Here is a 22,813-nt window from a genome sequence, read left to right as displayed (position 1 = left end):
GGAGGGGCCTTGGCGGCGGATTGGCCCTCATGCCTGACATCCAAGCTGATATCCTCATCGTCGGCGGCGGGCTGGCGGGGCTGTTCACGGCGCTGAAATTGGCGCCGCTGCCCTGTACGGTGCTGGCGCCACGCCCGCTCGGCGAAGGCTCTTCGTCGAGTTGGGCGCAAGGGGGCATTGCCGCGGCGATGTCCGAGGGCGACACGGCCGCAAAGCACGCTGCCGATACGATCGCGGCCGGTGCCGGCATCGTCGACGAGGCCGTCGCGCGCATGGTTGCCAATGAGGCCGCCGAACGCGTCCATGATCTTCTGTCCTATGGCGTTCCCTTCGATCGCGATCTCGCCGGGCGCCTCGTGCAGTCGCGCGAGGCTGCGCACTCGGAGCATCGCGTCGTCCGCGTCGGCGGTGATGGTGCCGGCGCCGCGATCATGCAGGCCCTGATTGCGACCGTGCGGCAGACGCCCTCGATCACCGTGCGGGAAGGGTTCATTGCCGAAGACCTGCTTCTCTCCGACGGCGCCTGCACGGGTGTTCTGGCGCGCGGCGAGTACGGGACAGCGCGCGAGGCGACGCAGTTTCATGCTGTCGCGACCGTCTTGGCTACTGGCGGCATCGGCCATCTCTACGCGTTGACCACGAACCCGGCGGAGTCGCGTGGCGAAGGACTGGCCATGGCGGCGCGTGCCGGCGCGACGATTGCCGATGCCGAGTTCGTGCAGTTCCATCCAACCGCTCTGGCGCTCGGGCTCGACCCAGCCCCGCTCGCCACCGAAGCGATCCGGGGCGATGGCGGCATTCTCGTCGACGCCGCCGGCGAGCGCTTCATGCTGGCCGTGCACAAGGATGCCGAGCTCGCCCCGCGCGATATCGTGGCGCGCGCTGTCTTCGCCGAGATCGCGGCCGGGCGCGGTGCCTTCCTCGATGCAAGGGCGGCGATCGGCAGGGAGTTCGCCGAGCGATTTCCCGCCGTCACGGCCGCCTGCCGCAAGGCGGGCATCGATCCAACAACCGAACTCATGCCGGTGGCGCCGGCCGAGCACTACCACATGGGGGGCGTCGCGACCGATGCTCACGGTTGCACGACGCTTCCGGGCCTCCATGCTGCCGGCGAGGTGGCCAGCACCGGCTTGCACGGTGCCAACCGGCTCGCCTCGAATTCCCTGCTGGAGGCGGTGGTCTTCGGCGCACGTGTCGCCGAGCACCTGAAGGCCAGCCCGCTGCTGATGAAAGCCAGGGGGAAGCCCGTCCGCATGAGCGGTGCGGCAGCCTGCCTGCCCACGGAGGCGGACCAGCGGGCGATCGAGCGCTTGCGCACACTCATGTCGGAAAGGGTCGGCGTGGTGCGTGACGGGTCAGGGCTGCTTGCTGCGTCGCGTCAGCTCCAGGCCATTGCCGAGGCCGCGGAAAGTTCGACGCTCGTCAACATGGCGAGCGCCGCCCTCATCATCGTTGCAGCCGCCCTTGCCCGGCGCGAGAGCCGTGGTGGCCATTGGCGCAGCGATTTCCCGCAAGCCAGCGCGGCGCTCGCGACGCGCAGCAAGCTGACCCTATCGGCGCCGCCTGCCATGCGCCGCGCCCTGTCCTGATCCGGAGCCTGACGTGAGCCAAGCCGTCCTCAACCCTCTGCTCATCACCGAGGCGGTGCGTACCGCCCTGATCGAGGATCTCGGCCGGGCCGGTGACATCACCACCCTTGCGACGATTCCTACCGGCAAGCGGGCAAGGGCGGTGATCGCGGCGCGCAAGAGTGGCGTCATTGCCGGGCTCCCCTTCGCCCGCGAGGCTTTTCGGCAGTACGACCCGTCGGTTCGCTTCGAGGCCGCCATGTCCGATGGCGACAGGCTCGACCCTGGCGCCATTGTGGCTCGCATCGAGGGAGAGGCTCGCTCCGTTCTCTCGGCGGAGCGTGTCGCCTTGAATTTCATGGGCCGGCTCTCGGGCATCGCCACGCTGGCTGCGGCCTATGTGGGGAAGGTCGCGGGCACGAAGGCGATGATCGTCGACACCCGCAAGACCACGCCGGGCCTGCGCGCTTTCGAGAAATACGCCGTTCGCTGCGGCGGCGCCGGCAACCATCGCTATGGGCTCGATGACGCCATCCTGATCAAGGACAACCATGTCGCCGTCGCTGGCGGCATTCGCCCCGCGCTGCAGGCGGCCAAGCGCCAGGCCGGCAACTTCGTCAAGATCGAGATCGAGGTCGATACCCTGGCCCAACTCGAGGAGGTCATCGCCGAGGGCGCCGATATCGTCATGCTCGACAACATGTCCGTCGCCGATCTGATCACCGGCGTTGCGATGGTCGGTGGGCGCATGAAGGTCGAGGCGTCCGGAGGTGTCACGCTCGACACCGTCGCGGCGATCGCGGCGACCGGCGTCGACATGATTTCGGTTGGCGCCCTGACCCACTCGGCCAGCGTGCTCGACCTCGGGCTCGACATCGAGATCGCATAAAAAAACCCCGGCCGAAGCCGGGGCGTGAGGTCGTTTCCGTGGTTAAAAAGGGTCTGCGTCTAAACTCTCGGTCGGCGTGAACTCAATAGCGGCCGCGCGCCCAGTATTGCGAGCCGGGGCTCATCAACACCTGGCGCTGGCGGGTTTCGTAGAGGGCGGGGATCGTCTCGTGCACAACCTGGGTCTGGCGCACCATGACCTTGCGCTGACGCTGGCCATAGACCGCCGGCAGGGTCTCGTAATCGGTACTTGCCGGGCTGATCTCGACCGTACGCTGCTGGATGCCGTAGCGCGCCGGAACATCGACCCAGCAACCGGTGACGTTGCCATAGAGATCGCGGCTCACCTCCCAGCGACGCGAAGGCGGTGAGATCAGGACCTGTTCGGCAACCGTGCTGTACTGGGCCGGGCGATAGCGCGGGATGATCCGCTGCGGGTGCACCATCACCTGCTCGGTGACATATTCATATTCGGCCGGAATGATGCGCGACTGCGTCTGCGCCGGGCGCGCGACATAGGTCTCGTTGATGGTGCCATAGACCGGGGGCGACTGCTGCAGCGTGTAGCAGGCGGAGCCATAGCAGCCACCACCAGCCTGGGCGCCCTCGGCACCGAGCAGCAGCGTGGCCGCGGCCACCGAAGCGGCCAATGCGGAAGCGGAAGGCACCTTGCCTCGCATGTCTGACTCCGACCTCCCCGGCGGCGTCTTGGCGCCGCCGTGTTGGGGGCAGGAAGCCAGCCGGAAGTGATGAACGCAAGGTAAACGCTAAAACAAGGTAAAATTAACCACGATCAAGGGCGTCCGGCAAGGTCTCGAATACTACGCCGTAATGAAAGGGCGGCAGATCGACGATCCGAACGCAGCGGAAGCCAGCCGGCTCAACGACATCTCGAACCGCCTCGGGGGACATTCTGGTCTCCGATTGCGGCCCGCGGGGTTGGCCGAGCACGGTCGTTTGCTCCCGCGGATGACGATGCCAATTCACGATTCCGACCAGACCATGCGGTCGCAGCACCGCCCGCATGGCGCGAACGAGCCCAGGTTGGTCCGGCACGCCGTGAAAGGTGTTCGCCATCAAGACGTAGTCGACGCGTTCATGCAGAAGCGTGGCGATCTCGCGGGCGTCGGCGCAAAGCCATTGCAGGACTGACGCGGCATTACGGACGACTTCGGCCTTGGCCAATTCGATCATCGCCGGATCGAGATCGAGAGCATGGACGCGCCCGTCGACGAGCCTGGCGAGCGGCGCGGTGAAGTAACCGTCGCCGCAGCACAGATCGAGCACGGTCATCTCCGGCCTGATGCCGATCTTCCGGAGGACATCGCCGGGCGAAGGCCACAGCACCGCCCACCAGTCCCGGTCAGGCATCGACGTGGCAGGAAAGATCTCGCTCATGGCGCACCGGAGACGGCGGCGGCCTTCGCCGGCGCGCCTGTGCTCAGCTCAGGTTTCGCTCGCGGCAGGAGAGGCACAGCAGGCCGCGCTGCCGGTTTCTCCGCCCGCGGCTGCCTGAATGGGCGGGCAGGGAACCGAGCCATAGGAACAGAACACGCAGCAATCGCCCTGTTTTGGCCTGAGCAGCGCGCCGCATCCCGTGCATTCGTAGAAGAACTGGCAGGCGTCGGTCGGCATCGTCTCGGCCGCAGCGTGTCCGCAATGTGGGCAGGTAATGAGGGATCGAAGCTCCATTCACTTCACTCGCGGTGTTGAGACACGGCGGCATCATAGAGCAATTGCAGGCAACGGGCCGGATCAAGTTGACAGGACCACATTCACGAGCCCTCTGCATGCCAGATCTTACCCAGTCCGGAAAGATCAGGTCCCAGCGCAGTCGCTTCTGCTGCGCCTTCTCATGGAGCCGACAGGCGTCTCCAGGGCAGGCGGCCCTCCTTGTCGGGGCCCGAGCCCGCGGTGCACTCAACGCGGCCCTAACCCCGGAAACCAAAATACCGGGAATTCCTTGAGCTGATGAGGCCCGAGCAGGTCTGCTTCTACGAAACGGGCTCGGCATTCAATCTGTCGCAGGTCCAGGCTTGCGGTCGAGAATTCAAGATAAACTAGGTCTGGCCCGGCCTCAGTTGATAGAAGACGTGCCGTCCGATCACGTCCATTTTCTTCAGCTTCTTGGCCCAGTACGGCCGGACATAGTCGGCATGGTAATGCGTGGAGGCGCCGACATCCGCGAGATAAGTCGTGCCCTCAAAGACCTCGCGCGCGATGCGCACGGCGGCGCGCCAGGGCTCGGGCTCGGTGATGCGCAGCGACTTGCCCTCGCAGGCGAAGGTGAACTGGCAGGCGAGGTAGCGGTGGCGGTTCTGGTAGACCACGCCGCAGACCGTATCGGGATAGAGCCCGCTCTTCACCCGGTTGAGCACGACCTGCGCCACGGCAGCCCGACCCTCGTCGGACTCGGAACGTGCCTCGAAATAGACGGCTTCTGCGAGGCAGCGCTGCTCGCGCGCCATGTTCTCCGGCAGGATCAGCCCGGTATAGATCTGCTTCGGTCCTGGATCGCTCTTGCGCGCGACGCTGGTTGCAGGCGCGGTCGCCTTGCCGATGGCGGCGGGCCGTGCGGCGGCCACGGCCGGTGGTGTCGTCGGCGCGATCGTGGCGACGCTGTAGTTCACGGCCGGGGTCGAAGATGCCTGTGCCGAGGGGGGCGGAACCGCCGGGGTCGAGCCGTCGATGCTCTCGAGATGCAGCTCGGCCTCGCGCGGCGAGGTGATGATCGGCTTCAGCGAACTCGGTGAGGAATCCGACAGGGCCGGATCGGTGAGGCCCTCGTCATTGGCATAGGGCTCGAAACCCATTTGCGGACCGTCGGCGCTCTCGCCTTCGCGCATGGCGTCGAGGGCAAAGCCGCCCGAGATCAGGCCCGGCTGGTTGTCACCGAAGACGACGCGTTCGAGCTCGCGTGGCTGCGGGGTGAGGGTCAGGCTCGGGCGCAGGCCCGGCAGCAGGTCGCCCTTGGCGCTGCGGTCGACTTCGGGGAAGGCGCTTGCCGTGCGCTTCATGTCCTCACGCGGCTGGCGCGGATCGATGGCGACGCGCCGCTCGGGGGCGTCGAAGGAGAGATGAGCCTGTTGGATCGAGGACGACAGAGTGAGGCCCGGCAGTCGGAAGGCGCTGGCCGCGACCAGCATCGAGGGCCCTTCCTCAAGCACCGAATCGGGCGAGGGCGCAGCGCGGCGCACCATGGAATAGGGGATCGCGTCGCCGTCGTGATTCTGCCCGGCGGATGCGGTGAAGGAGACCAGCAGCCCGACGGACAGGGCCCAGGGCGCGACCGTGGCCAGGGCCCATTTCAGACCCAGCGCTCTGATTCGCCTCGTGCGACGCCGCAACCGCAACTGACTCAACGCTCTGCCCGCCTTGACAACACCGGGGGTCGGCCGCGCAGCCAAGGCGCGCTTTTCGACGGTCCCGTTATCCATCGGGTAGGGTTGAGAGCCGGTTAATGCCGGACTCGCGCGCGTCGGCGAGCGGTGTCCCATGCGCGGCCGTGATGTGGAATTTCACGAAAAGACGTTGTTGCAGCGCGGGACGAAACGCTAACGTGCAGCCACACGATCACGCTTGTCCCTGTCTGTCCTACTGTCGGAGCTCCTCATGAGTGCGGCCACTCGGCGCAGCTATGCGCCCGAAATCGTCGTCGCTGCCGGCTGTCTGATCGCGCTGATCACCTTCGGCCCCCGCGCCAGTGCCGGTCTGTTCCAGATCCCGATGACGCTGGAATTCGGCTGGGGGCGCGACACGTTCAGTATCGCCATCGCCCTGCAGAACCTGCTCTGGGGCCTCGGCGCTCCCTTCGCCGGCGCCGTGGCAGACCGGTTCGGCACGGTGCGCGTGCTGTGTTTCGGCGCGCTGCTCTATGCCGCCGGCCTCGTCGTCATGGCCTATGCCACGACGCCGATGACGATGCATCTCGGCGCCGGGGTGCTGATCGGCTTCGGCCTTTCGGCCTGTTCGTTCAATCTCGTGCTGGCGGCCTTCGGCAAGCTGCTGCCGGAGCAATGGCGCCCGATGGCGTTTGGTGCGGGTACCGCGGCTGGTTCCTTCGGCCAGTTCCTGTTCCCGCCGATCGGCAACATCATGATCGAGCAGATCGGCTGGCATCAGGCGCTTGTCGTGTTCGCCGGCTCGGTGCTGCTGGTGATGCCGCTCGCCATCATGCTGGGGACCCGCAAGACCGGAGAGGCCAGGCAGGTCGCTTCGGCCGTCAATCTGCCGAACCAGAGCGTCACCCAGGCCCTGACGGAAGCCTTCAAGCACCGCAGTTACGTTCTGCTCGTGCTCGGCTTCTTCACCTGCGGGTTCCAGCTCGCCTTCATCACAGCGCATATGCCGGCCTATCTCAAGGATGCCGGGCTGCCGGCCTGGGTCGGTGGCTGGACGCTTGCCGTGATCGGCCTCGCCAATGCCGCGGGCTCTCTCGGCTCCGGCTGGCTGACCTCCCGCATGCCGAAGCGCCATTTGCTGGCCTGGATCTATCTGGGGCGGGCGGTCGCCATCGCCGCCTTCATCCTGCTGCCGGCTAGCCCGGCGACGGCGCTGGCCTTCGGCGTCGTGATCGGCCTGTTCTGGCTCTCGACCGTGCCGCCGACCTCCTCGCTGGTCATGCTGATGTTCGGCACGAAATACATGGCGATGCTCTATGGCTTCGCCTTCTTCTCGCATCAGGTCGGCGGCTTCCTTGGCGTGCTACTCGGCGGCATCCTCTATGAGCGGACGGGCTCCTACGAGATCGTCTGGTGGCTATCGGTCGCCTTGGGTGTCGCCTCTGCACTGATCAACCTGCCGATCGTCGAGAAGCCGGTGACGCGCGCGGTTCCGCAGCCCGCCTGATCGGGACGACGCAAAGGCGCACATGCTTGCGCCTTGCGGATTGCCCGGGCTCGTTCCACTCCTGTCGTGACCAGTTGGCACGACAGGAGTGATGCATGTCCAGCTTCAAGGCGCTCGTCGCGACGAAGGGCGAAACCGGCCCGAACCTCGCCTTCACGGATTTCGCCGAAGCCGATCTGATGGAAGGCGATGTCACCGTCCGCGTCACGCACTCGACCGTGAACTACAAGGACGGGCTCGCGATCACCGGCAAGGCGCCGGTGATCCGGCGCTGGCCGATGATCCCCGGCATCGACTTCTCCGGCCGGGTCGAGACCTCCAGCCACCCCGATTTCAAGCCGGGCGATCTCGTCATCCTCGATGGCTGGGGCACGGGCGAGACCCATCTCGGCGCCTATGCCCAGAAGAGCCGCGTCAACGGCGACTGGCTGGTGCCTCTGCCGGCCGGCATGACCCCGGCCGATGCGATGGCGATCGGCACCGCGGGCTATACCGCGATGCTTTGCGTGCTGGCGCTGGAGAAGCACGGGCTGAAACCGGCTCACGGCCCGGTCGTGGTTACGGGTGCGGCCGGCGGCGTCGGCTCGGTCGCGATCGCGCTGCTGGCGAAGGCGGGCTGGCATGTCATCGCCTCGACCGGCCGGGCCGAAGAGGCCGACTACCTGAAGGGCCTCGGCGCATCCGAGATCATCGATCGCAATGAGCTCTCGAATCCCGGCAAGCCGCTGGCCAAGGAGCGCTGGATTGCAGGCGTCGACGCGGTCGGCTCGCATACGCTCGCCAATCTGCTGGCGATGACCCGGTATGGCGGCGCCGTCGCCGCCTGCGGCCTGGCCCAGGGCATGGACCTGCCGGCTTCGGTCGCGCCCTTCATCCTGCGCGGCGTCTCGCTGCTCGGAGTCGATTCGGTGATGTGCCCGAAACCGCGCCGGCTCGAAGCCTGGGCGCGGCTGGCTGCCGATCTCGACCGCGACAAGCTTGGGGCCATGACCTCGACGATCCCGCTGGAAAGCGTGATCGAGACCGGCCAGGCCATCGTCGAGGGCAAGGTGCGGGGGCGAGTGGTGGTCGAGGTGGGCTGAGGCGATAAGATCTAAAACTCGGCTATTCGCTTTTCGAATAACGTCTGCAGCCTCTGATCGGCTTGCGATAGATCCGTGAGCGGGCTGGATTCGTTGCCATCAACAATCCAATATCTCACGGTTCCATCGCGGGCTTCCGTGATATCGACCAAACGTCCTTTTCTCTCCTGTTTATAGAATACGACCATCTTTCCTTGATAGTCCCGGAATTTTACATTCGAGATTGAGTTAAAGAGGTTGGTGTTTCCCGAAGAAAGAAACGCAAGCCGCCGCCTAATGCTTTCAAAAGCGTCGAGTTCGGCCACCGTCGTCACAATTCCAGAAGACGAGAAGGCGGGAGCTGGCGTGGCCTCCTCCTCAAATGCCGGGTCGACTCTCGGGGTCGGTTTGGGGGTGTTCGGCGGAATGTCGAGGCGTTTCAGCACATTAGAAGTAAAAACGTCGTTGAACGCTGCCTTGCTGATTGCTCTGTATCCATCAATAGCATTGGCTCGAATGTGCTTAATGTCGTTCTCTTTGAGAAGAAATCGAGTAAATTCGACAGATGGTTCGTTGAACTGATCAGAAAGGTAGTCAAAGAAAGCTCTGTGGGTCAGGCTTCGCCTGGCGTTTTCTGCAACTGTTTCAGGGTCGAATTTTCCTTTGGTTAAAGCAAATAGGCCTTCAATTACCGTGTCTGAAATCTGGGCCTTAGCAACTTTATCGAAGTCGACGACCAAAAATGGATCATCGTCCATTAAGTTCGGCTCAGCTGAATCGACGAAGAATTCGTAAATTATACCGTCCGTAAGTATGCCAAGTTTTACAGATTTTGCGGCGTTAAAATAGCTTTTAAGTTGACCGCGATCGTCTTTTCTGCCGTTTCCCGCTGTCTTGCATTCGATAGCTATTACCGGTTTCATCTCTTTCAAGATGGCATAATCTACGCGATTTCTATATTTTTCTGAAAAATCAGCCGCGTGTTCGGCGGCAACTTCAGTAGGATCTCTGTCGTCGTAGCCAAGAACTGATATGAACGGCAGTATTAGCGCGACTTTGGTTGCTTCTTCATTCTTGATGTGCTCGCGAACGCGTTGCACTCGCTCGCTAAAAGACACTAGGTTCGCGCGAAAATCGTCAATCGTAGCCATTTTGAATTTGCTCCCCCTCCCTAAGCAGTTAGGGCAAGCTTAGCGTGTGTCCTAAGGTTTTCTCAATCTAATATGTTAGCTTCTCTCTGCGTGAAGGTCGGGGTTCGAAGTAGGCTAAGGCTCACCCCGTCCCCTCGATCAGGCCGCGGTGCTTCGCGAGTTCGCTTCCGCAAAAGTCCATGAAGGCGCGCACCCGTGGAGCGTTCCGGATATCGGGATGGGTCAGGATCCACAGGCCCGTCGAGAAATCCGGATTGGGCGCCGTCAGGCGCTGCAGGCTGGGGTGCTGATCGGCGATGAAACAGGGCAGGGGGCCGATGCCGATCCCCTGCTCGACAGCTTCGGTGAGGCCGAGCACGGCCGAGCATTTGAGCGCGATCCGCTCCGGCGCGACATGATCGTGGACATGGCGTGCCGCCTTCACATAACCGAGCTGGTCGCCGAGCGTGACCCAGTCCCGTTCGAAGAGAGCCGACGGATCGGCGGCTTCCTGCGGGGTGAGCCCGTCCTCGCGGCGGCCATAGATCGCCCAGTTCAGCGTCGCGAGCCGGCGCCCGACCAGGGTTTCGCCGGGCGAATCGCTGGCACGGATCGCGACGTCGGCGTCGCGCTTCGAGAGATTGAGCGTCTGGTAGCCGATGGCGACATCAAGCCGGATCGCCGGATGTGCCTTGCGAAATGCCGCGAAGATCGGCAGCAGCATGTTGAGGAAGAGCGTGTCGGTCGTGGTTATCCGGACCTCGCCGGAAGGGGCGACATCGCGCCCGGCCAGGCGGCGGTCGAAGGCGGTGACGTCCTCCTCCATGCGGCTCGCCAAGACGGCCATCTCTTCGCCGGCACAGGTGGCGACATAGCCGGTCTTGTGGCGTTCGAAGAGCGGCAGGCCGAGCTGATCCTCGATCTGCCCGAGCCGGCGGAACACGGTGGAATGATTGACCCCGAGCGCAGCAGCCGCACCCGTCAGCCCGCCGTGATCGGCGATCGCCTTGACCAGCCTGAAATCATCCCAGGCGAGATTGGACTTCATCGAAGCAGGCTCCCGTTGGGGCGGGCAGCATCGCGATATCTTGCGCAATTGCAAGGCGCTGTTTGCGAGGCTCAGCGCGGTGCCGCTGCGCGCCTCAGCCGGTCGTTGATGGCTTCGCCGAGGCCATGCGCGGGCACCGATGCGATCGCAATTGCGCTCGGGCCCTGCGCATCGAGCTGGCGCATGTACCCGAAGAGATTGGCCGCGGCTTCCGCGAGATCGCCGCCCGGGCTCAGGTTGAGCGAGATCTCGGGCGCGACGAAGCCCACCTGCTCCGGTCCGAAGCCGAGCCAGGCCTCACCTGCGCGCGGCGCTTCCGCCTCCAGCCGCACCGCGGCAGCGGGAGCGTAATGCGAGGCAAGCAGCCCGGGCGAAATCGGTGCGGCACCAGCCTCGCCGGCTAGCACCAGCGGGCGGCCGATCACGCTCTCGATCGCCGCGCGGGAGACACCGCCCGGCCGAAGCAGCCTGGGCGCACCATCGAGGCAGGCGACGATCGTCGACTCGACACCGACCTCGGCCGGCCCGGCATCGACCACGGCATCGATCCGGCCTTCGAGATCGGTCAGAACATGCTCTGCGCTGGTGGCGCTGACCCGGCCGGAGCGATTGGCGGAGGGCGCGGCGATCGGTCGTCCCGCCGCTTCGAGAATGGCATGGGCGAGCGGATGTGAAGGCACGCGCAACGCGACGGAGGCAAGCCCGGCGCGTGCCAGCTCGCTGATCTGGCAAGAGGGCGAGGCCGGCACCACCAGCGTCAGGGGCCCAGGCCAGAAGGCCTTGGCCAGTGCCAGCGCATTGGCATCGAACAGGCCCTCGCGCCGTGCCGCCGCGACGCTCGGCAGATGCGAGATCAGTGGATTGAAATTCGGCCGCTCCTTGGCGGCATAGATGCCGGCGACGGCTTGGCCGGATGTCGCATCGGCCGCCAAGCCATAGACGGTCTCCGTCGGCAGCGCGACGAGGCCGCCCGCGCGCAGCAGGCGCGCGGCCTCGGCAATGCCTTCGGCATCGGCATGCAGAATGCGGGTCGGTCGTATCCCGGAGCCCGTTGACCTGGAATGGTTCATATATAAACTGTGTTTCGCGGCAGCGCGCATGGCGGAAAGTCGTGAGGCTGGTGCGTGGCGAAGGGGATAGTTCGTCGCTAACATCGCCGTCAACGCATAACGACGGCAGCAGACCTTGCGCCGGCACTTTGCCAGGCAGGCAAGGCATTCAGGGAGAAGGCCATGAGCTATCGCGCCCCGGTCGAGGACATCGTCGCCACCTTGCGCCATGTGGCGGGGCTGGACCGGCTCGTTGCCGATGGCCTGGCCCCTGAGCTCGACGGCGGCATGACCGACGCGATCCTTGGGGAGGCGGCGAAATTTGCGGGCGATGTGATCGCGCCGCTCAACATGGTCGGCGACAAGGTCGGCTCGAAGCTCAAGGACGGCGCGGTGACCACGCCGCCCGGCTGGAAGGAGGCCTACAAGGCCTGGGCCGAGGCCGGCTGGAACGCGCTGCCGGCGCCGGAAGCCTATGGCGGGCAGGGCCTGCCCGCGTTGGTGCAATCAGCCTGCACCGAGATGTGGAACTCCGCCGCCTTCGCCTTCGCGCTTGGCCCGCTGCTCACTGTCGGTGCGATCGAGGCGCTGCACGCCCATGGCTCGGAGGAACTGAAGCAGACCTATCTCGCCAGGCTCGTCTCCGGCGAATGGATGGGCACCATGAACCTCACCGAACCGCAGGCCGGTTCCGACCTCAACGCGTTGCGCTCGAAGGCCGAGCGCGCCGGGGACGGCACCTACCGCATCACCGGCCAGAAGATCTTCATCACCTATGGCGAGCACGACATGACCGAGAACATCGTGCATCTCGTCCTCGCCCGGCTGCCCGATGCGCCTCCCGGCACACGCGGCATCTCGCTCTTCCTGGTGCCGAAATACCTCGTCAACGCCGACGGAACGCTCGGCGCCCATAACGACCTGCGCTGCTCCGGCATCGAGCACAAGCTCGGCATTCATGCCTCCCCGACCTGCTCGATGGCCTATGGCGACAATGGCGGCGCGATCGGCTGGCTGATCGGCGAGGAGAATCGCGGCCTCGCCTGCATGTTCACGATGATGAACAACGCCCGGCTGAACGTGGCGCTCCAGGGCGTCGCCATCGCCGAGAGGGCCTATCAGCAGGCGCTTGCCTTCGCGCATGAACGCAAGCAGGGCGCGGCGCTCGATGCGCCGAAGGGCGCTCCGATGAGCCCGATCATCGTGCATCCCGACATCCGCCGCATGCTGATGGAGATGCGGGCAAAGACGCAGGCGGCGCGTGCGATCTCCTACATGGTCGCCGAAGCGCTCGATCGTTCGCATCGCGAGACCGATATCGGCAAGCGCAAGCAGGCGGCCGAGCGAACCGCGATTCTGACGCCCGTGGCAAAGGCCTATGCGACCGATATCGGCGTCGAGGTCGCCTCGACGGGCATCCAGGTCCATGGCGGCATGGGCTATGTCGAGGAGACCGGCGCGGCCCAGCATCTGCGCGATGCCCGCATCGCCACGATCTACGAGGGGACCAACGGCATCCAGGCCGTCGACCTCGTGCAGCGCAAGCTGCCGCTGTCCGGCGGCGATGCCGTGAGGGCGTTGATTGACGAGATGCGGGGCGTGGTGGGCGAGGTTGCAGCCGCCAACACACCCGGCTTCGGCCGCACCGCCGATCGGCTGAAGAGCGCGGTCGATGCGCTGGAGCGCGCCACCGAATGGATGCTCGCGACCATGGGGCCGAAACCCGCCGAGGTGCTGGCTGGTGCGACGCCCTATCTCAAGCTCTTCGCCCTGGCGCAGGGTGGAACCGGGCTGGCGAAGAAGGCGCTCGCCATGCGCACTGAGGAGAGCGGCGCCGCAGCCGTGGCGACGGCCCGCTTCTTTGCCGAGCACGGCGCGACCGAGGCCCCGGGGCTGGAACTCGCGGTGACGGAAGGCGCTGGCGCCGTGACCGAGGCCGATGTGGTCTTTGCCGCGTGAACGGGGCGCTCTGCGCCTCAGCCGGCCTTGCGCACGCGCATGTGCAGGAACAGCGGCGCGACGCGCGTATCCGCGAGATAGGGTTCGCGCACCGCGGTTTCCGCGTCGATCGTCGGCTCGTGCATATGCTCGATGGTGAAGCCCGTCGTGATGAGGAGATTGACCCACTCGCTCAGCGTGTGGTGGAAGCGCGGCACCCTGAACGGCTCGACCTTGGCCTTCTCATGCTCGGGCGCAGCCCCGAAGCGCCAGGTCTCGATCTCGCCATTGGTGGCGCGGAAATACTCGCGCACCTCGATCCCGAGCACGGTCTTGTTCTCGTCGCGCAGAACCCGGCGGAACGGCGTGGCGAAGCAAGGGTGCAGGATCGAGAATTGCAGGAAGCCGCCGGGTCGCAGGACGCGTTCGGCTTCGGCCAGGACGCGATCCTGCCGAGGCATGTCCATCAGGGACATGAAGGCGGTCGCGAAATCGAAACTCCCATCGGCGAAGGGCAGATCCATGCCGTCGGCGAGTTGGTAGGAGATGCCGAGTGGTGCGGCCGCTTCCGCCTCCTGTGCATGCCGAATGAAGGTCGGCGCGATATCGATGCCGGTCATCCGGGCACCAGCCTGGGCAATCCGGCGCGTATTGGCGCCTTCGCCGCAGCCGATATCGAGGCCCTCGAGCCCGGCGACGAAGGGCAGGTTCGCCATGAAGGTGGGCGTGTTCAGGGCGTCCCTGTACAGGTCGTAGCCGGCGCGCGCGTGGCGCGTCCAGGTTTCGGCATTGGCCTCCCAGCAGGCGGCGACGTCTGCGCTGTCCATCCTCGCTCTCCTGATTTGGGGGACGGTTCGTCTAGAGGATTGCCGGCCCTTGCGCCAGCGGAATTGCCGCTCCGGTGGTGACCGGCGCCGACCTTGCGGCAGGCCCGCTCGCCAACCGCATCTGCCTCGTTGCGGGAGCCTCGCGCGGCCTGGGGCGAGGTATCGCGCGGGCGCTGGGTGACGCAGGGGCAATCGTCATCGTCACCGGCCGCTCGAGCGAGGCCGGCCCCCGCACGGACCAGCGGCCGGAGACTTTTGAAGACACGGCGCGCGATGTCGAGGCCGCGGGCGGCAAGGGGCACCCCTACCGCTGCGACCATACGCAGGAGCGCGAGGTCGATCAGCTCGTCTCCTGGGCTCTGCGGCGCTTCGGCCGGCTCGATTGCGTCGTCGATGCCGTCTGGGGCGGCAACGAGGGCTATGACGGCGAGAGATATCCCGACGGATCGGCCTTCGGCACGCCGTTCTGGCGCCGCCCTGCTGCACGTTTGGGCCAGGGCTTCGAGAGCGGTGTCTATGCACAGCTCCTGCTGGCGAAGGCCGTCGCGCCGGCCATGGTGCAGATGCGCAAGGGCCTGATCGTCACCGTGGGCTTCGATACCGGCGCAGGCTATCTCGGCGATGTCGTCTACGATCTCGCCAAGGCGGCGATGAACCGGCTGACCTTTGCCATGGCGCAGGAGCTCAGGCCCTACGGCGTCACCGCGCTCGGCCTCTCGCCCGGCCATGTCCTGACCGAGCGCGTGCAGGATGCCGGCATGGCGGCGCAGACGACGGAGACGCCGCTCTATGCCGGTCGGGCCGTCGCCGCGCTCGCCGCTGATCCCGATGTCGGCCGCCACGCCGGAACCGTGCTGCATGTCGCCGATCTCGCGCGAGCCTATGGCTTTACCGATCAGGACGGCACTCAGCCGGCCCGTTTCACCATTCCAGATTGAGAGGGAGAGAGACCATGTCGCTCAAGAACAAGACGCTCTTCATCACCGGCGGCTCTCGCGGCATCGGGCTCGCGATCGCGCTCAAGGCGGCGCGCGATGGCGCCAATGTCACCATCGCCGCGAAGACGGCCGAGCCGCATCCGAAGCTGCCGGGCACGATCCACACCGCTGCCGCCGAGATCGAGGCCGCCGGCGGAAAATGCCTGCCGCTGATGGTCGACGTTCGCGATGAGGCCGGTGTCGTAGACGCGATTGCGAAGACCGTCGCCACGTTCGGCGGCATCGACATCGTGGTGAACAATGCCAGCGCGATCAATCTGACCAACACGCAGATGACCGACATGAAGCGCTTCGATCTGATGCACCAGATCAACACGCGCGGCACCTTCATGGTCTCGAAATACGCGATCCCGCATCTGGAAAAGGCGGAGAACCCGCATATCCTGATGCTCTCGCCGCCGCTCGACATGAAGACGCACTGGTTCGCGCCGCACCTCGCCTATTCCATCGCGAAATACGGCATGAGCCTGTGCGTGCTGGGCCTGGCCGGTGAACTCGCCCCGAAGGGCATCGCGGTCAACGCGCTCTGGCCTCGCACAACCATCGCGACCGCGGCCGTCCAGAATCTGCTCGGCGGCGACAAGATGGTGCAGGCGAGCCGCACACCCGAGATCCTGGCCGATGCCGCGCATATGATCTTCCTGAAGTCGTCGCGGCAGTTCTCCGGCAATTTCCTGATCGACGACAGCTTCATGGCCGGCGAAGGCATCACCGACTTCTCGGATTACCGCGTCGACCCGTCAGTGCCGTTGATGCCGGACTTCTTCGTGCCCACCGACAGCAAGCCACCGGCCGGTGTGAAGGGCGGAGTGTGAGCGCGCCACAAGATCACGCTGCGTTTGGACGATTTTCGTCCAAACGCAGCGAATGTGATCGACTCTCATAGTTTAGAGCATGCTTTTTGCGAAAAACCGTTGCCACTTTTTCGCAGCATGCTCTAGGCGCGTCATCGGTTTGACATCGTTGGCGGCTTGGAGTTTCTGCAGCGCAGCATTCCGGGCTGTTCCTGCTGCTGAAAGTCGTCTGCCATGCTCCTGATCCACGGCGTCTGCACTGAAACCGGCGACAAGCTCATTCACCGGACGATTGCGGATGACGAACCGATTCCGGCGGGGTCGGTCTGGATCGACCTGATGAACCCGACCAAGGTCGATGATCGCAAGGTCGAGGACCATCTCGGTATCTCGATTCCGACTCGTGAGGAGATGCATGATCTCGAACCATCCGAGATCATCTACACCGAGAACGGCGCGCATTACATGACTGCGCGAATCATCTGCCAGTCGGACACCAATGTGCCGAAACTGGCCGATGTCACCTTCATCCTGACGGAGGCGGCGCTCGTTACCGTGCGTTACGACGAGCCGGGCGCCTTCGGCATCTTCCTCAATCGCGTCACCAAGCCGGGCGGTTGTGGCGTCGAGCCAGCCGCTGTGATCGAGGGGCTGATCGAGGCGATCGTCGATCGCGCGGCGGAGGTTCTGCGTGGGGTCGGTGACAAGGTCGACACTGCGTCCCGGAGCATCTTCGAGGGCAAGAGCGCCGATGTCGAACAAAACAGCGCCTATCAGGGTGTCCTGCGGAAGATCGGCCAATACGAGCATATCATCTCGAATGTGCGCGAGAGCATGGTCTCGGTCGAGCGCGTGCTGCTCTTCCTCTCTGCCAATTTCAAGCGGCCGAAGAAGGCGGCGAGCGGTTTTTCGCCGGAGTGGCGCACCTCGATCCGCGACGTCCAGGCCATCGAGGAGCACGCGACCTTCCTCTCGAGCAAGCTGCAGTTCATGCTGAACGCCACGCTCGGCCTCGTTGGTCTCGAGCAGAACAAGATCATCAAGCTGTTTTCGGTCGTCGCGGTGGTGCTGATGCCGCCCACCCTGATCGCGTCGATCTACGGCATGAACTTCGAGAAGATGCCGGAATTGAAATGGGACTACGGCTACCCGATGTCCCTCGGCATGATGATCGTTGCGGCGATCCTGCCGTATCTGTTCTTCCGCTGGAAGAAATGGCTCTGAACGTCACTGGCTGCTGGTCATGAGCCGGAGCAGGGCGTCGCCTCGCGGCGACAGGCGGTAGCCCGTCGCGAGGCTTTCGGCCAGGCCCAGTTTCTTGAGCTTGCGCACATGCTGCTTGAATGACAGGCGCTCGCGCCCGAGCCGTGCGGCAAGATCGCGAGCGCGCCGGCCCGGGTTTGCGGCGATCATCGACAGCGTTTCGATCGTCCAGGGCTTGGTTGAGTCAAGTCGCTTGAGCCGCCGCGAGAGTACAGCAAGGTCGAGTTTTTCCAACTCCGCTGTCGCGCCCAAGGCAATACGTGGGTCCGGACCGGAAAGACGCAGTCGGACACGGTAGAGTTGCCCTTGCCGTTCGGCGAGCTCGGCAAGCAAGCGCTCTTGCGAACCGTATCCGGCCGCCTTTGCTTCGTCTTCGCCGATCTCCGCGACTGGCTCGACGTCCTCGATCGCCAGCAGGCCGATGCTCGTCAGGAGCGTGCCGCCAGCCCTGACGCTGGGTCGGCGCCAGCGGCGGAACACAAGCGTGATGCGTCCGGCCGCGATGCCGTCCAGTGTCGGGCGGTTCAGCAGCATGGTGTCACGCCATCACGCGGCCCATCACGTCCTTCAGGCCCTCGCTGCCGCGCGTCAGCCAGCCCGGAACGGGCAGGCCCTTCGAGCGCAGGAACTCCGGATTGAACAGTTTTGACTGATAGCGCGTGCCGTAATCAGCGAGGATGGTCACAATGGTGTGGCCGGGACCCATCTCCTTCGCCAGCCTGATCGCGCCGGCGACATTGATGCCGGAAGAGCCGCCGAGGCAAAGGCCTTCATGTTCCAGTAGCTCGAAGACGAGAGGGATCGCCTCCTCGTCGGGAATCTGGAAGGAGACGTCGATCGGAGCGCCCTCGATATTCCGGGTGATCCGGCCCTGACCGATGCCCTCGGTGATCGAGGAGCCTTCCGCCTTGAGTTCGCCGGTTGTGAACCAGGAATGCAGGGCCGCACCCATCGGATCGGCAAGGCCGATGCGGATCTTCGGGTTGAAACCCTTCAGCGCGATCGCGGCGCCTGCGAGCGTGCCGCCGGTGCCGACCGCGCAAATGAAGCCATCGACCTTGCCTTCGGTCTGTCGCCAGATCTCCGGGCCAGTTGTCTCGAAATGGCCTTGCCGATTGGCGACATTGTCGAACTGGTTGGCCCAGATCGCGCCGTTTGGCTCGCTCTTCGCGAGTTCCTCGGCGAGACGGCCTGAGACCTTTACGTAATTGTTCGGGTTGGCGTAGCCGACCGCGGGCACCTCGACCAGCGTCGCGCCGGCAAGCCGCAACATGTCCTTCTTTTCCTGCGACTGCGTATCGGGGATCACGATCACCGAGCGGTATCCCAATGCATTGCCGACGAGGGCAAGCCCGATGCCGGTATTGCCGGCTGTGCCTTCGACGATCACGCCGCCCTGTTTCAGGAGGCCGCGCGCTTCGGCATCGCGTATGATCGCGAGCGCGGCGCGGTCCTTGACGGACTGTCCCGGGTTCATGAACTCGGCCTTCCCAAGGATCGTGCAACCGGTCGTCTCCGAGGCACGCTTGAGCTTGATCAGGGGCGTATTGCCGATGGCCTCGATGACACCGTTGCGGATCGTCATGATGAAATCACTCCTCGGGCCCAGACTGGTCTCCGGCCGGGCCGGAGCAACGCTGCAACGTCAGGATAGAGAATTTTCTTCTCGTTTCACGGGAAGAATTTTTCGAATTGCGCGGATCGGGCGACCGGATTTCCCTCTTTCGGTTCAACCTGATAGGCGAACCTAAACCGAAGGTCACAAACGTAAGTCCGCATGTCCATTCTCGCCATGAACGAAACCCTCACGATCGCGCATCTCGGGCAGCGCGGCGACGGCATTGCCGAGACCTCCCAAGGGGTGGTCTTTGTGCCCTATGCTCTGCCCGGGGAGACGGTGCGGGTGGTTCGCGATGGCGACCGCGCGCAGCTCGTCGAGATCCTGGCGCCTGTTGAATCGCGGGTGGCGGCGATCTGCCCGCTCTTCACCCGCTGCGGTGGCTGCGCGGCGCAGCACATGCCTCCGGCACTCTATCAGGACTGGAAGCGGCAGCAGGTCGTGACCGCGCTCGCCCGCGTCGGGATCGATGCGCCTGTGGCAGAGACGGTCGATGCGCATGGAGTGGGCCGGCGCCGTGTGACCTTCCACGCCCGGCGCGAAGGCGCGGGCATGATGGTCGGCTTCATGATGGCCCGTAGCCATGACCTCATTGCTGTCGAGGCCTGTCCGGTGCTGGCTCCCAGCCTTGCGCGCGCTCCTGCCGTCGCGCAACTGCTCGCCAACCGGTTGGGGAGTTCGAGCAAGCCGCTGGACCTGCAGGTAACAGCCTCCGAGGCGGGGCTCGATGTCGATATTCGTGGCCACGGCCCCGCCGGAGACAAGTTGCGTCTGACCCTGACGCAGGTGGCCGAACGGCTCGATCTTGCCCGGCTTGCCATGCATGGGGATGTCATCGTCGAGCGCCGCCCGCCCTTGCAGGGAATGGGACGAGCCTATGTTGCGCCCGGTCCCGGCGGCTTTCTCCAGGCGACGGCGGAAGGCGAGGAGCGTCTCGCCGCGCTCGTCGTCGATGCCCTGCCCAAGGCGAAGCGTTTCGCGGATCTTTTCGCGGGATGCGGACCGTTCACCTTCCGGCTGGCCGAGAAGGCTCAGGTTCATGCGCTGGAGAGCGACAAGGCCGCCATGCAGGCTCTGCTCAGGGCAGCGAGTGCAACGCAGGGGCTGAAGCCCATCACAGGCGAGCAGCGCGATCTCTTTCGCCGGCCTCTGCTGGAGTCCGAGCTGAACGGCTTCGATGCGGTGGTGCTTGATCCCCCTCGCGCCGGGGCGGAGGCACAGGTGAAGCGGTTGGCGGCGTCGAAGGTCGCGACCGTCGTCTATGTCTCCTGCGATGCCGGTAGCTTCGCGCGCGACGCGGCGCTTCTGGTCGCGGGCGGATATGCGCTGGAAGGTGTCACGCCGGTCGACCAGTTCCGGTATTCCGCTCACATCGAACTGGTCGCCCGGTTTCGGCGCTCAGGCAAGAATTGACCCCGGAGACCCTATGAGCGCTCAAGTTCTGGACCGGATGGCCGGCATCGTCGGCGCGCGCAACATCATTGCCGATCCGGATGCGATGCTGCCCTATCTCAAGGAATGGCGGGATCTGTTTCGCGGCAAGGCGACGGCCGTCGTCCGGCCGGGCTCGACCGAGGAGGTCGCGGCGATCGTCAGGCTCGCAGCCGAAACCGGGACGATGCTGGTGCCGCAGGGCGGCAATACCGGGCTCGTCGGGGGGCAGATCCCAATTACCGAGGGGCGTGAGATCATTCTCTCGCTGCAGCGGCTCGACAAGGTTCGTGCCGTCGACGCCGAAGGCGACACCATGATCGTCGAGGCCGGGGTCACACTCCAGCGTGCGCAGGAGGCGGCTGAAGCCGCCGGACGGCTCTTCCCGCTCTCGCTCGCCTCGGAAGGCACCTGCACCATTGGCGGCAATCTCTCCACCAATGCCGGCGGCACCGCCGTGATCGCCTATGGCAATGCCCGCGAGCTCTGCATGGGGCTCGAGGTCGTGTTGGCCGACGGCCGTATCTGGAACGGGCTCAGGCAACTGCGCAAGGACAATACCGGCTACGATCTGAAGAACCTCTTCATCGGCGCCGAAGGTACGCTCGGCGTCATCACAGCTGCGGTGCTGAAGCTCTTCCCGCTTCCGGCGGCGCGCGCCACAGCCTTCCTCGCGCTGCCTGGGCCGGCCGAAGCGCTGGCCCTGCTCAACGCAGCCAAGGCCGGCGCGGGCGGCACATTGACGACCTTCGAGCTCATGCCGCGCACAGGACTCGATTTCGTGCTGCGCCATGCTGCCGGCACCCGTGACCCGCTTGCGGAACCGTCGCCCTGGTATGTGCTGATGGAGGTTTCGGCCCAAAGCGCGACCGGTCTCGACGAAGCTGTCGAATCCTTCCTGGGCGAGGCTCTGGAGAACGGCCTGATCACCGATGCGGTGCTGGCCGGCTCGCTCGAACAGCGCAAGGATTTCTGGAAGCTGCGCGAGATGCTGTCAGAGGTGCAGCGTTTCGAGGGGGGCTCGATCAAGCACGACATTTCCGTGCCGCTGCACGCAACGCCGGATTTCCTGGCTCGCGCCATTGCGACGGTCGAGGCGATGATCCCGGGTTGCCGCCCGGTGCCCTTCGGCCATCTCGGCGATGGCAATATCCATTTCAATGTCAGTCAGCCGGTCGGGGCGGACAAGGAGGCCTTCCTGGCGCGCTGGGACGAGGTCAATCACGCCGTTCACGCCATCGTCACCGAGATGCATGGCTCGATTTCGGCCGAGCACGGCATTGGCCGGCTCAAGCGCTATTTACTGCCGAGTGTGAAGGACCCGGTCGAGCTCGCGCTGATGAAGACGCTCAAGGCGACGCTCGATCCGCAAGGCATCCTGAACCCCGGTGCCGTGCTGTAAGGCGGGAGGCCCTCAGGCCAAAGCATCGGCGCCCGAAAAGTGGAGTGCGGTTTTCGGGAAAGCCGATGCTCAAACAAAGAGATAGGTCGCACCTCCTGCGTCCGAACCGACGCACGGCGATCTAGTCCGGGAATTGCGCATCGCCTTCGGCTGCTTCCGTCGATCTTTATCACGCGCGGAACCTGCTCAGAACAGGCTCCCCTGCGCCGGTGGCTCTACCGGCCGACGCGGCTTTGCGGGCGGTGTCCGGCTTTCCGTTGCCGCGTCATAGGGTGCCTGGACGTCAGGCCCGTCATTGCTGACGCGGTTCACCGCGGTTCCGATCCGGACCGCCTCCAGCAAATCCTCCGCCGGAGGCTTCAGCAGCGTTGCGACATCGTCGTCGCGCGCGCCGGCATCGAGCCAGGCTGCGTGATCCGCTGGTGCGAGGATGACGGGGCAGCGATGGTGGAAGGCTGACATCAGACCATTGGCCGGACCGGTGACCATCGCAACCGTGTCGATCTCGGAGCCGTCCTGCGAATGCCAGGTCTCCCACAGGGCGGCGAAGGCGAAGAGCCCGTGATCTGGCTTGCGGAACAGATAGGGGCGGCTCTCCTGGTCGAGCCGATGCCATTCATAGAAGCCGTCGACCGGCATCAGGCAGCGCCTGCGGCTGAAAGCAGCGCGAAAGGATGGTTTCTCGCGTGCGCTCTCGCTGCGGATGTTGATCACCAGCGGAAAGTCCCTGGGGTCCTTGACCCAACCGGGAATGAAGCCCCAGCGCATCAGCAGGAACTGTCGTCCGCCTTCGTGATTGCGGACGACAGGCACGGGCTGCGTCGGCGCGATATTGTAGCGCGGCGGAAAATTGGGCTGCTCGGGATAGGCGAAGTGTTCGCGCATCGCCTGAGGCGGAAGGGTAATGGCGTAGCGACCACACATGTCGCGCTGGATGTGCCAAGCCTTAC

At 65.0% G+C, this 22,813-nt stretch carries 21 protein-coding genes; 10 read left to right on the top strand and 11 right to left on the bottom strand.

All coding sequences use genetic code 11. From position 1 onward, the window contains the following. Positions 1-29 precede the first annotated feature (29 nt). On the top strand, positions 30-1,589 hold the full coding sequence (locus FG93_RS08690; protein ID WP_043233774.1) for an L-aspartate oxidase: 1,560 nt from the start codon (positions 30-32) through the stop codon (positions 1,587-1,589). 13 nt (positions 1,590-1,602) lie between these two features. Continuing rightward, positions 1,603-2,457: a carboxylating nicotinate-nucleotide diphosphorylase gene (gene nadC, locus FG93_RS08685; RefSeq protein WP_043233721.1), complete on the top strand. Its 855-nt coding sequence runs from the start codon at positions 1,603-1,605 to the stop codon at positions 2,455-2,457. Between the two features lie 82 nt (positions 2,458-2,539). Here nadC and FG93_RS08680 read toward each other — a convergent pair whose 3' ends face one another. The 4 genes from FG93_RS08680 to FG93_RS08670 all read right to left on the bottom strand — a co-directional run bounded on the left by FG93_RS08680 (position 2,540) and on the right by FG93_RS08670 (position 5,803). Then, positions 2,540-3,136 carry a hypothetical protein gene (locus FG93_RS08680; protein ID WP_152579360.1) on the bottom strand — a complete coding sequence of 199 codons (597 nt, stop codon included), beginning with the start codon at positions 3,134-3,136 and terminating at the stop codon, positions 2,540-2,542. A gap of 103 nt (positions 3,137-3,239) precedes the next feature. Further along, entirely contained in the window at positions 3,240-3,854 is a 615-nt protein-coding gene (locus tag FG93_RS08675) for a class I SAM-dependent methyltransferase (protein ID WP_043233718.1), read from the bottom strand. A gap of 48 nt (positions 3,855-3,902) precedes the next feature. Then, positions 3,903-4,148, bottom strand: a complete 246-nt coding sequence (locus FG93_RS33525; protein WP_081881396.1) for a GDCCVxC domain-containing (seleno)protein — start codon at positions 4,146-4,148, stop codon at positions 3,903-3,905. A 368-nt stretch (positions 4,149-4,516) separates the two neighbouring features. Continuing rightward, complete coding sequence (locus tag FG93_RS08670) at positions 4,517-5,803, bottom strand: cell wall hydrolase (protein WP_244448536.1); 1,287 nt, start codon at positions 5,801-5,803, stop codon at positions 4,517-4,519. 265 nt (positions 5,804-6,068) lie between these two features. Here FG93_RS08670 and FG93_RS08665 point away from each other — a divergent pair, with 265 nt between their 5' ends. Together FG93_RS08665 and FG93_RS08660 are read left to right on the top strand one after the other, a co-directional pair. Beyond that, positions 6,069-7,304: an MFS transporter gene (locus FG93_RS08665; protein WP_043233717.1), complete on the top strand. Its 1,236-nt coding sequence runs from the start codon at positions 6,069-6,071 to the stop codon at positions 7,302-7,304. Positions 7,305-7,399: 95 nt separating this feature from the next. Further along, complete coding sequence (locus FG93_RS08660; protein ID WP_043233715.1) at positions 7,400-8,386, top strand: MDR family oxidoreductase; 987 nt, start codon at positions 7,400-7,402, stop codon at positions 8,384-8,386. Between the two features lie 11 nt (positions 8,387-8,397). Here FG93_RS08660 and FG93_RS31120 read toward each other — a convergent pair whose 3' ends face one another. From FG93_RS31120 to FG93_RS08645, 3 genes are all read right to left on the bottom strand, one after another. Then, the gene (locus FG93_RS31120; protein WP_052513519.1) at positions 8,398-9,516 is read right to left on the bottom strand and encodes a type I restriction enzyme HsdR N-terminal domain-containing protein; all 1,119 of its coding nucleotides are present in this window, start codon (positions 9,514-9,516) and stop codon (positions 8,398-8,400) included. 121 nt (positions 9,517-9,637) lie between these two features. Next, positions 9,638-10,543: a LysR family transcriptional regulator gene (locus FG93_RS08650; protein WP_043233714.1), complete on the bottom strand. Its 906-nt coding sequence runs from the start codon at positions 10,541-10,543 to the stop codon at positions 9,638-9,640. 71 nt (positions 10,544-10,614) lie between these two features. After that, a complete protein-coding gene (locus FG93_RS08645) occupies positions 10,615-11,613 on the bottom strand; it encodes an L-threonylcarbamoyladenylate synthase (RefSeq protein ID WP_043233713.1) in 999 nt (332 codons plus the stop codon). Positions 11,614-11,775: 162 nt separating this feature from the next. Here FG93_RS08645 and FG93_RS08640 point away from each other — a divergent pair, with 162 nt between their 5' ends. Next, positions 11,776-13,551, top strand: coding sequence for an acyl-CoA dehydrogenase (locus tag FG93_RS08640; RefSeq protein ID WP_043233712.1), 1,776 nt, complete (start codon positions 11,776-11,778; stop codon positions 13,549-13,551). Between the two features lie 17 nt (positions 13,552-13,568). On the opposite strand, the gene FG93_RS08635 is transcribed toward FG93_RS08640, so the two are convergent. Then, entirely contained in the window at positions 13,569-14,357 is a 789-nt protein-coding gene (locus FG93_RS08635; RefSeq protein ID WP_043233710.1) for a class I SAM-dependent methyltransferase, read from the bottom strand. A gap of 77 nt (positions 14,358-14,434) precedes the next feature. Here FG93_RS08635 and FG93_RS08630 point away from each other — a divergent pair, with 77 nt between their 5' ends. From FG93_RS08630 to FG93_RS08620, 3 genes are all read left to right on the top strand, one after another. Next, a complete protein-coding gene (locus tag FG93_RS08630; RefSeq protein ID WP_052513529.1) occupies positions 14,435-15,295 on the top strand; it encodes an SDR family NAD(P)-dependent oxidoreductase in 861 nt (286 codons plus the stop codon). Positions 15,296-15,309: 14 nt separating this feature from the next. Further along, positions 15,310-16,170: an NAD(P)-dependent oxidoreductase gene (locus tag FG93_RS08625; RefSeq protein WP_043233709.1), complete on the top strand. Its 861-nt coding sequence runs from the start codon at positions 15,310-15,312 to the stop codon at positions 16,168-16,170. Positions 16,171-16,383: 213 nt separating this feature from the next. Continuing rightward, complete coding sequence (locus tag FG93_RS08620) at positions 16,384-17,373, top strand: magnesium transporter CorA family protein (RefSeq protein WP_043233707.1); 990 nt, start codon at positions 16,384-16,386, stop codon at positions 17,371-17,373. A 3-nt stretch (positions 17,374-17,376) separates the two neighbouring features. Here FG93_RS08620 and FG93_RS08615 read toward each other — a convergent pair whose 3' ends face one another. Further along, positions 17,377-17,946: a hypothetical protein gene (locus tag FG93_RS08615; protein WP_043233704.1), complete on the bottom strand. Its 570-nt coding sequence runs from the start codon at positions 17,944-17,946 to the stop codon at positions 17,377-17,379. 4 nt (positions 17,947-17,950) lie between these two features. Continuing rightward, entirely contained in the window at positions 17,951-18,997 is a 1,047-nt protein-coding gene (locus FG93_RS08610) for a cysteine synthase A (RefSeq protein WP_043233702.1), read from the bottom strand. 192 nt (positions 18,998-19,189) lie between these two features. Here FG93_RS08610 and FG93_RS08605 point away from each other — a divergent pair, with 192 nt between their 5' ends. Next, a complete protein-coding gene (locus tag FG93_RS08605) occupies positions 19,190-20,443 on the top strand; it encodes a class I SAM-dependent RNA methyltransferase (RefSeq protein ID WP_081881395.1) in 1,254 nt (417 codons plus the stop codon). Positions 20,444-20,456: 13 nt separating this feature from the next. After that, positions 20,457-21,863, top strand: coding sequence for an FAD-binding oxidoreductase (locus FG93_RS08600; protein ID WP_043233699.1), 1,407 nt, complete (start codon positions 20,457-20,459; stop codon positions 21,861-21,863). A gap of 186 nt (positions 21,864-22,049) precedes the next feature. Here the strand turns inward: FG93_RS08600 and FG93_RS08595 are convergent, their stop codons facing one another. Next, entirely contained in the window at positions 22,050-22,787 is a 738-nt protein-coding gene (locus FG93_RS08595) for an SOS response-associated peptidase (protein WP_043233697.1), read from the bottom strand. Positions 22,788-22,813: the final 26 nt, after the last annotated feature.

It is taken from the genome of Allobosea sp. LC85, from assembly GCF_000735605.1.
GTDB lineage: Bacteria > Pseudomonadota > Alphaproteobacteria > Rhizobiales > Beijerinckiaceae > Allobosea.
The sequence above is the reverse complement of the archived record's forward strand: the minus strand, read 5'-3'. Positions and strand labels throughout refer to the sequence as shown.

Excerpts from the sequence above, each read along its gene's own strand:
- FG93_RS08690 (WP_043233774.1), top strand. The coding sequence starts at position 30 with ATGCCTGACATCCAAGCTGATATCCTCATCGTCGGCGGCGGGCTGGCG.
- FG93_RS08680 (WP_152579360.1), bottom strand. The coding sequence starts at position 3,136 with ATGCGAGGCAAGGTGCCTTCCGCTTCCGCATTGGCCGCTTCGGTGGCC.
- FG93_RS08675 (WP_043233718.1), bottom strand. The coding sequence starts at position 3,854 with ATGAGCGAGATCTTTCCTGCCACGTCGATGCCTGACCGGGACTGGTGG.
- FG93_RS33525 (WP_081881396.1), bottom strand. The coding sequence starts at position 4,148 with ATGGAGCTTCGATCCCTCATTACCTGCCCACATTGCGGACACGCTGCG.
- FG93_RS08665 (WP_043233717.1), top strand. The coding sequence starts at position 6,069 with ATGAGTGCGGCCACTCGGCGCAGCTATGCGCCCGAAATCGTCGTCGCT.
- FG93_RS08660 (WP_043233715.1), top strand. The coding sequence starts at position 7,400 with ATGTCCAGCTTCAAGGCGCTCGTCGCGACGAAGGGCGAAACCGGCCCG.
- FG93_RS31120 (WP_052513519.1), bottom strand. The coding sequence starts at position 9,516 with ATGGCTACGATTGACGATTTTCGCGCGAACCTAGTGTCTTTTAGCGAG.
- FG93_RS08650 (WP_043233714.1), bottom strand. The coding sequence starts at position 10,543 with ATGAAGTCCAATCTCGCCTGGGATGATTTCAGGCTGGTCAAGGCGATC.
- FG93_RS08645 (WP_043233713.1), bottom strand. The coding sequence starts at position 11,613 with ATGAACCATTCCAGGTCAACGGGCTCCGGGATACGACCGACCCGCATT.
- FG93_RS08640 (WP_043233712.1), top strand. The coding sequence starts at position 11,776 with ATGAGCTATCGCGCCCCGGTCGAGGACATCGTCGCCACCTTGCGCCAT.
- FG93_RS08635 (WP_043233710.1), bottom strand. The coding sequence starts at position 14,357 with ATGGACAGCGCAGACGTCGCCGCCTGCTGGGAGGCCAATGCCGAAACC.
- FG93_RS08625 (WP_043233709.1), top strand. The coding sequence starts at position 15,310 with ATGTCGCTCAAGAACAAGACGCTCTTCATCACCGGCGGCTCTCGCGGC.
- FG93_RS08620 (WP_043233707.1), top strand. The coding sequence starts at position 16,384 with ATGCTCCTGATCCACGGCGTCTGCACTGAAACCGGCGACAAGCTCATT.
- FG93_RS08615 (WP_043233704.1), bottom strand. The coding sequence starts at position 17,946 with ATGCTGCTGAACCGCCCGACACTGGACGGCATCGCGGCCGGACGCATC.
- FG93_RS08610 (WP_043233702.1), bottom strand. The coding sequence starts at position 18,997 with ATGACGATCCGCAACGGTGTCATCGAGGCCATCGGCAATACGCCCCTG.
- FG93_RS08605 (WP_081881395.1), top strand. The coding sequence starts at position 19,190 with ATGTCCATTCTCGCCATGAACGAAACCCTCACGATCGCGCATCTCGGG.
- FG93_RS08600 (WP_043233699.1), top strand. The coding sequence starts at position 20,457 with ATGAGCGCTCAAGTTCTGGACCGGATGGCCGGCATCGTCGGCGCGCGC.
- FG93_RS08595 (WP_043233697.1), bottom strand. The coding sequence starts at position 22,787 with ATGTGTGGTCGCTACGCCATTACCCTTCCGCCTCAGGCGATGCGCGAA.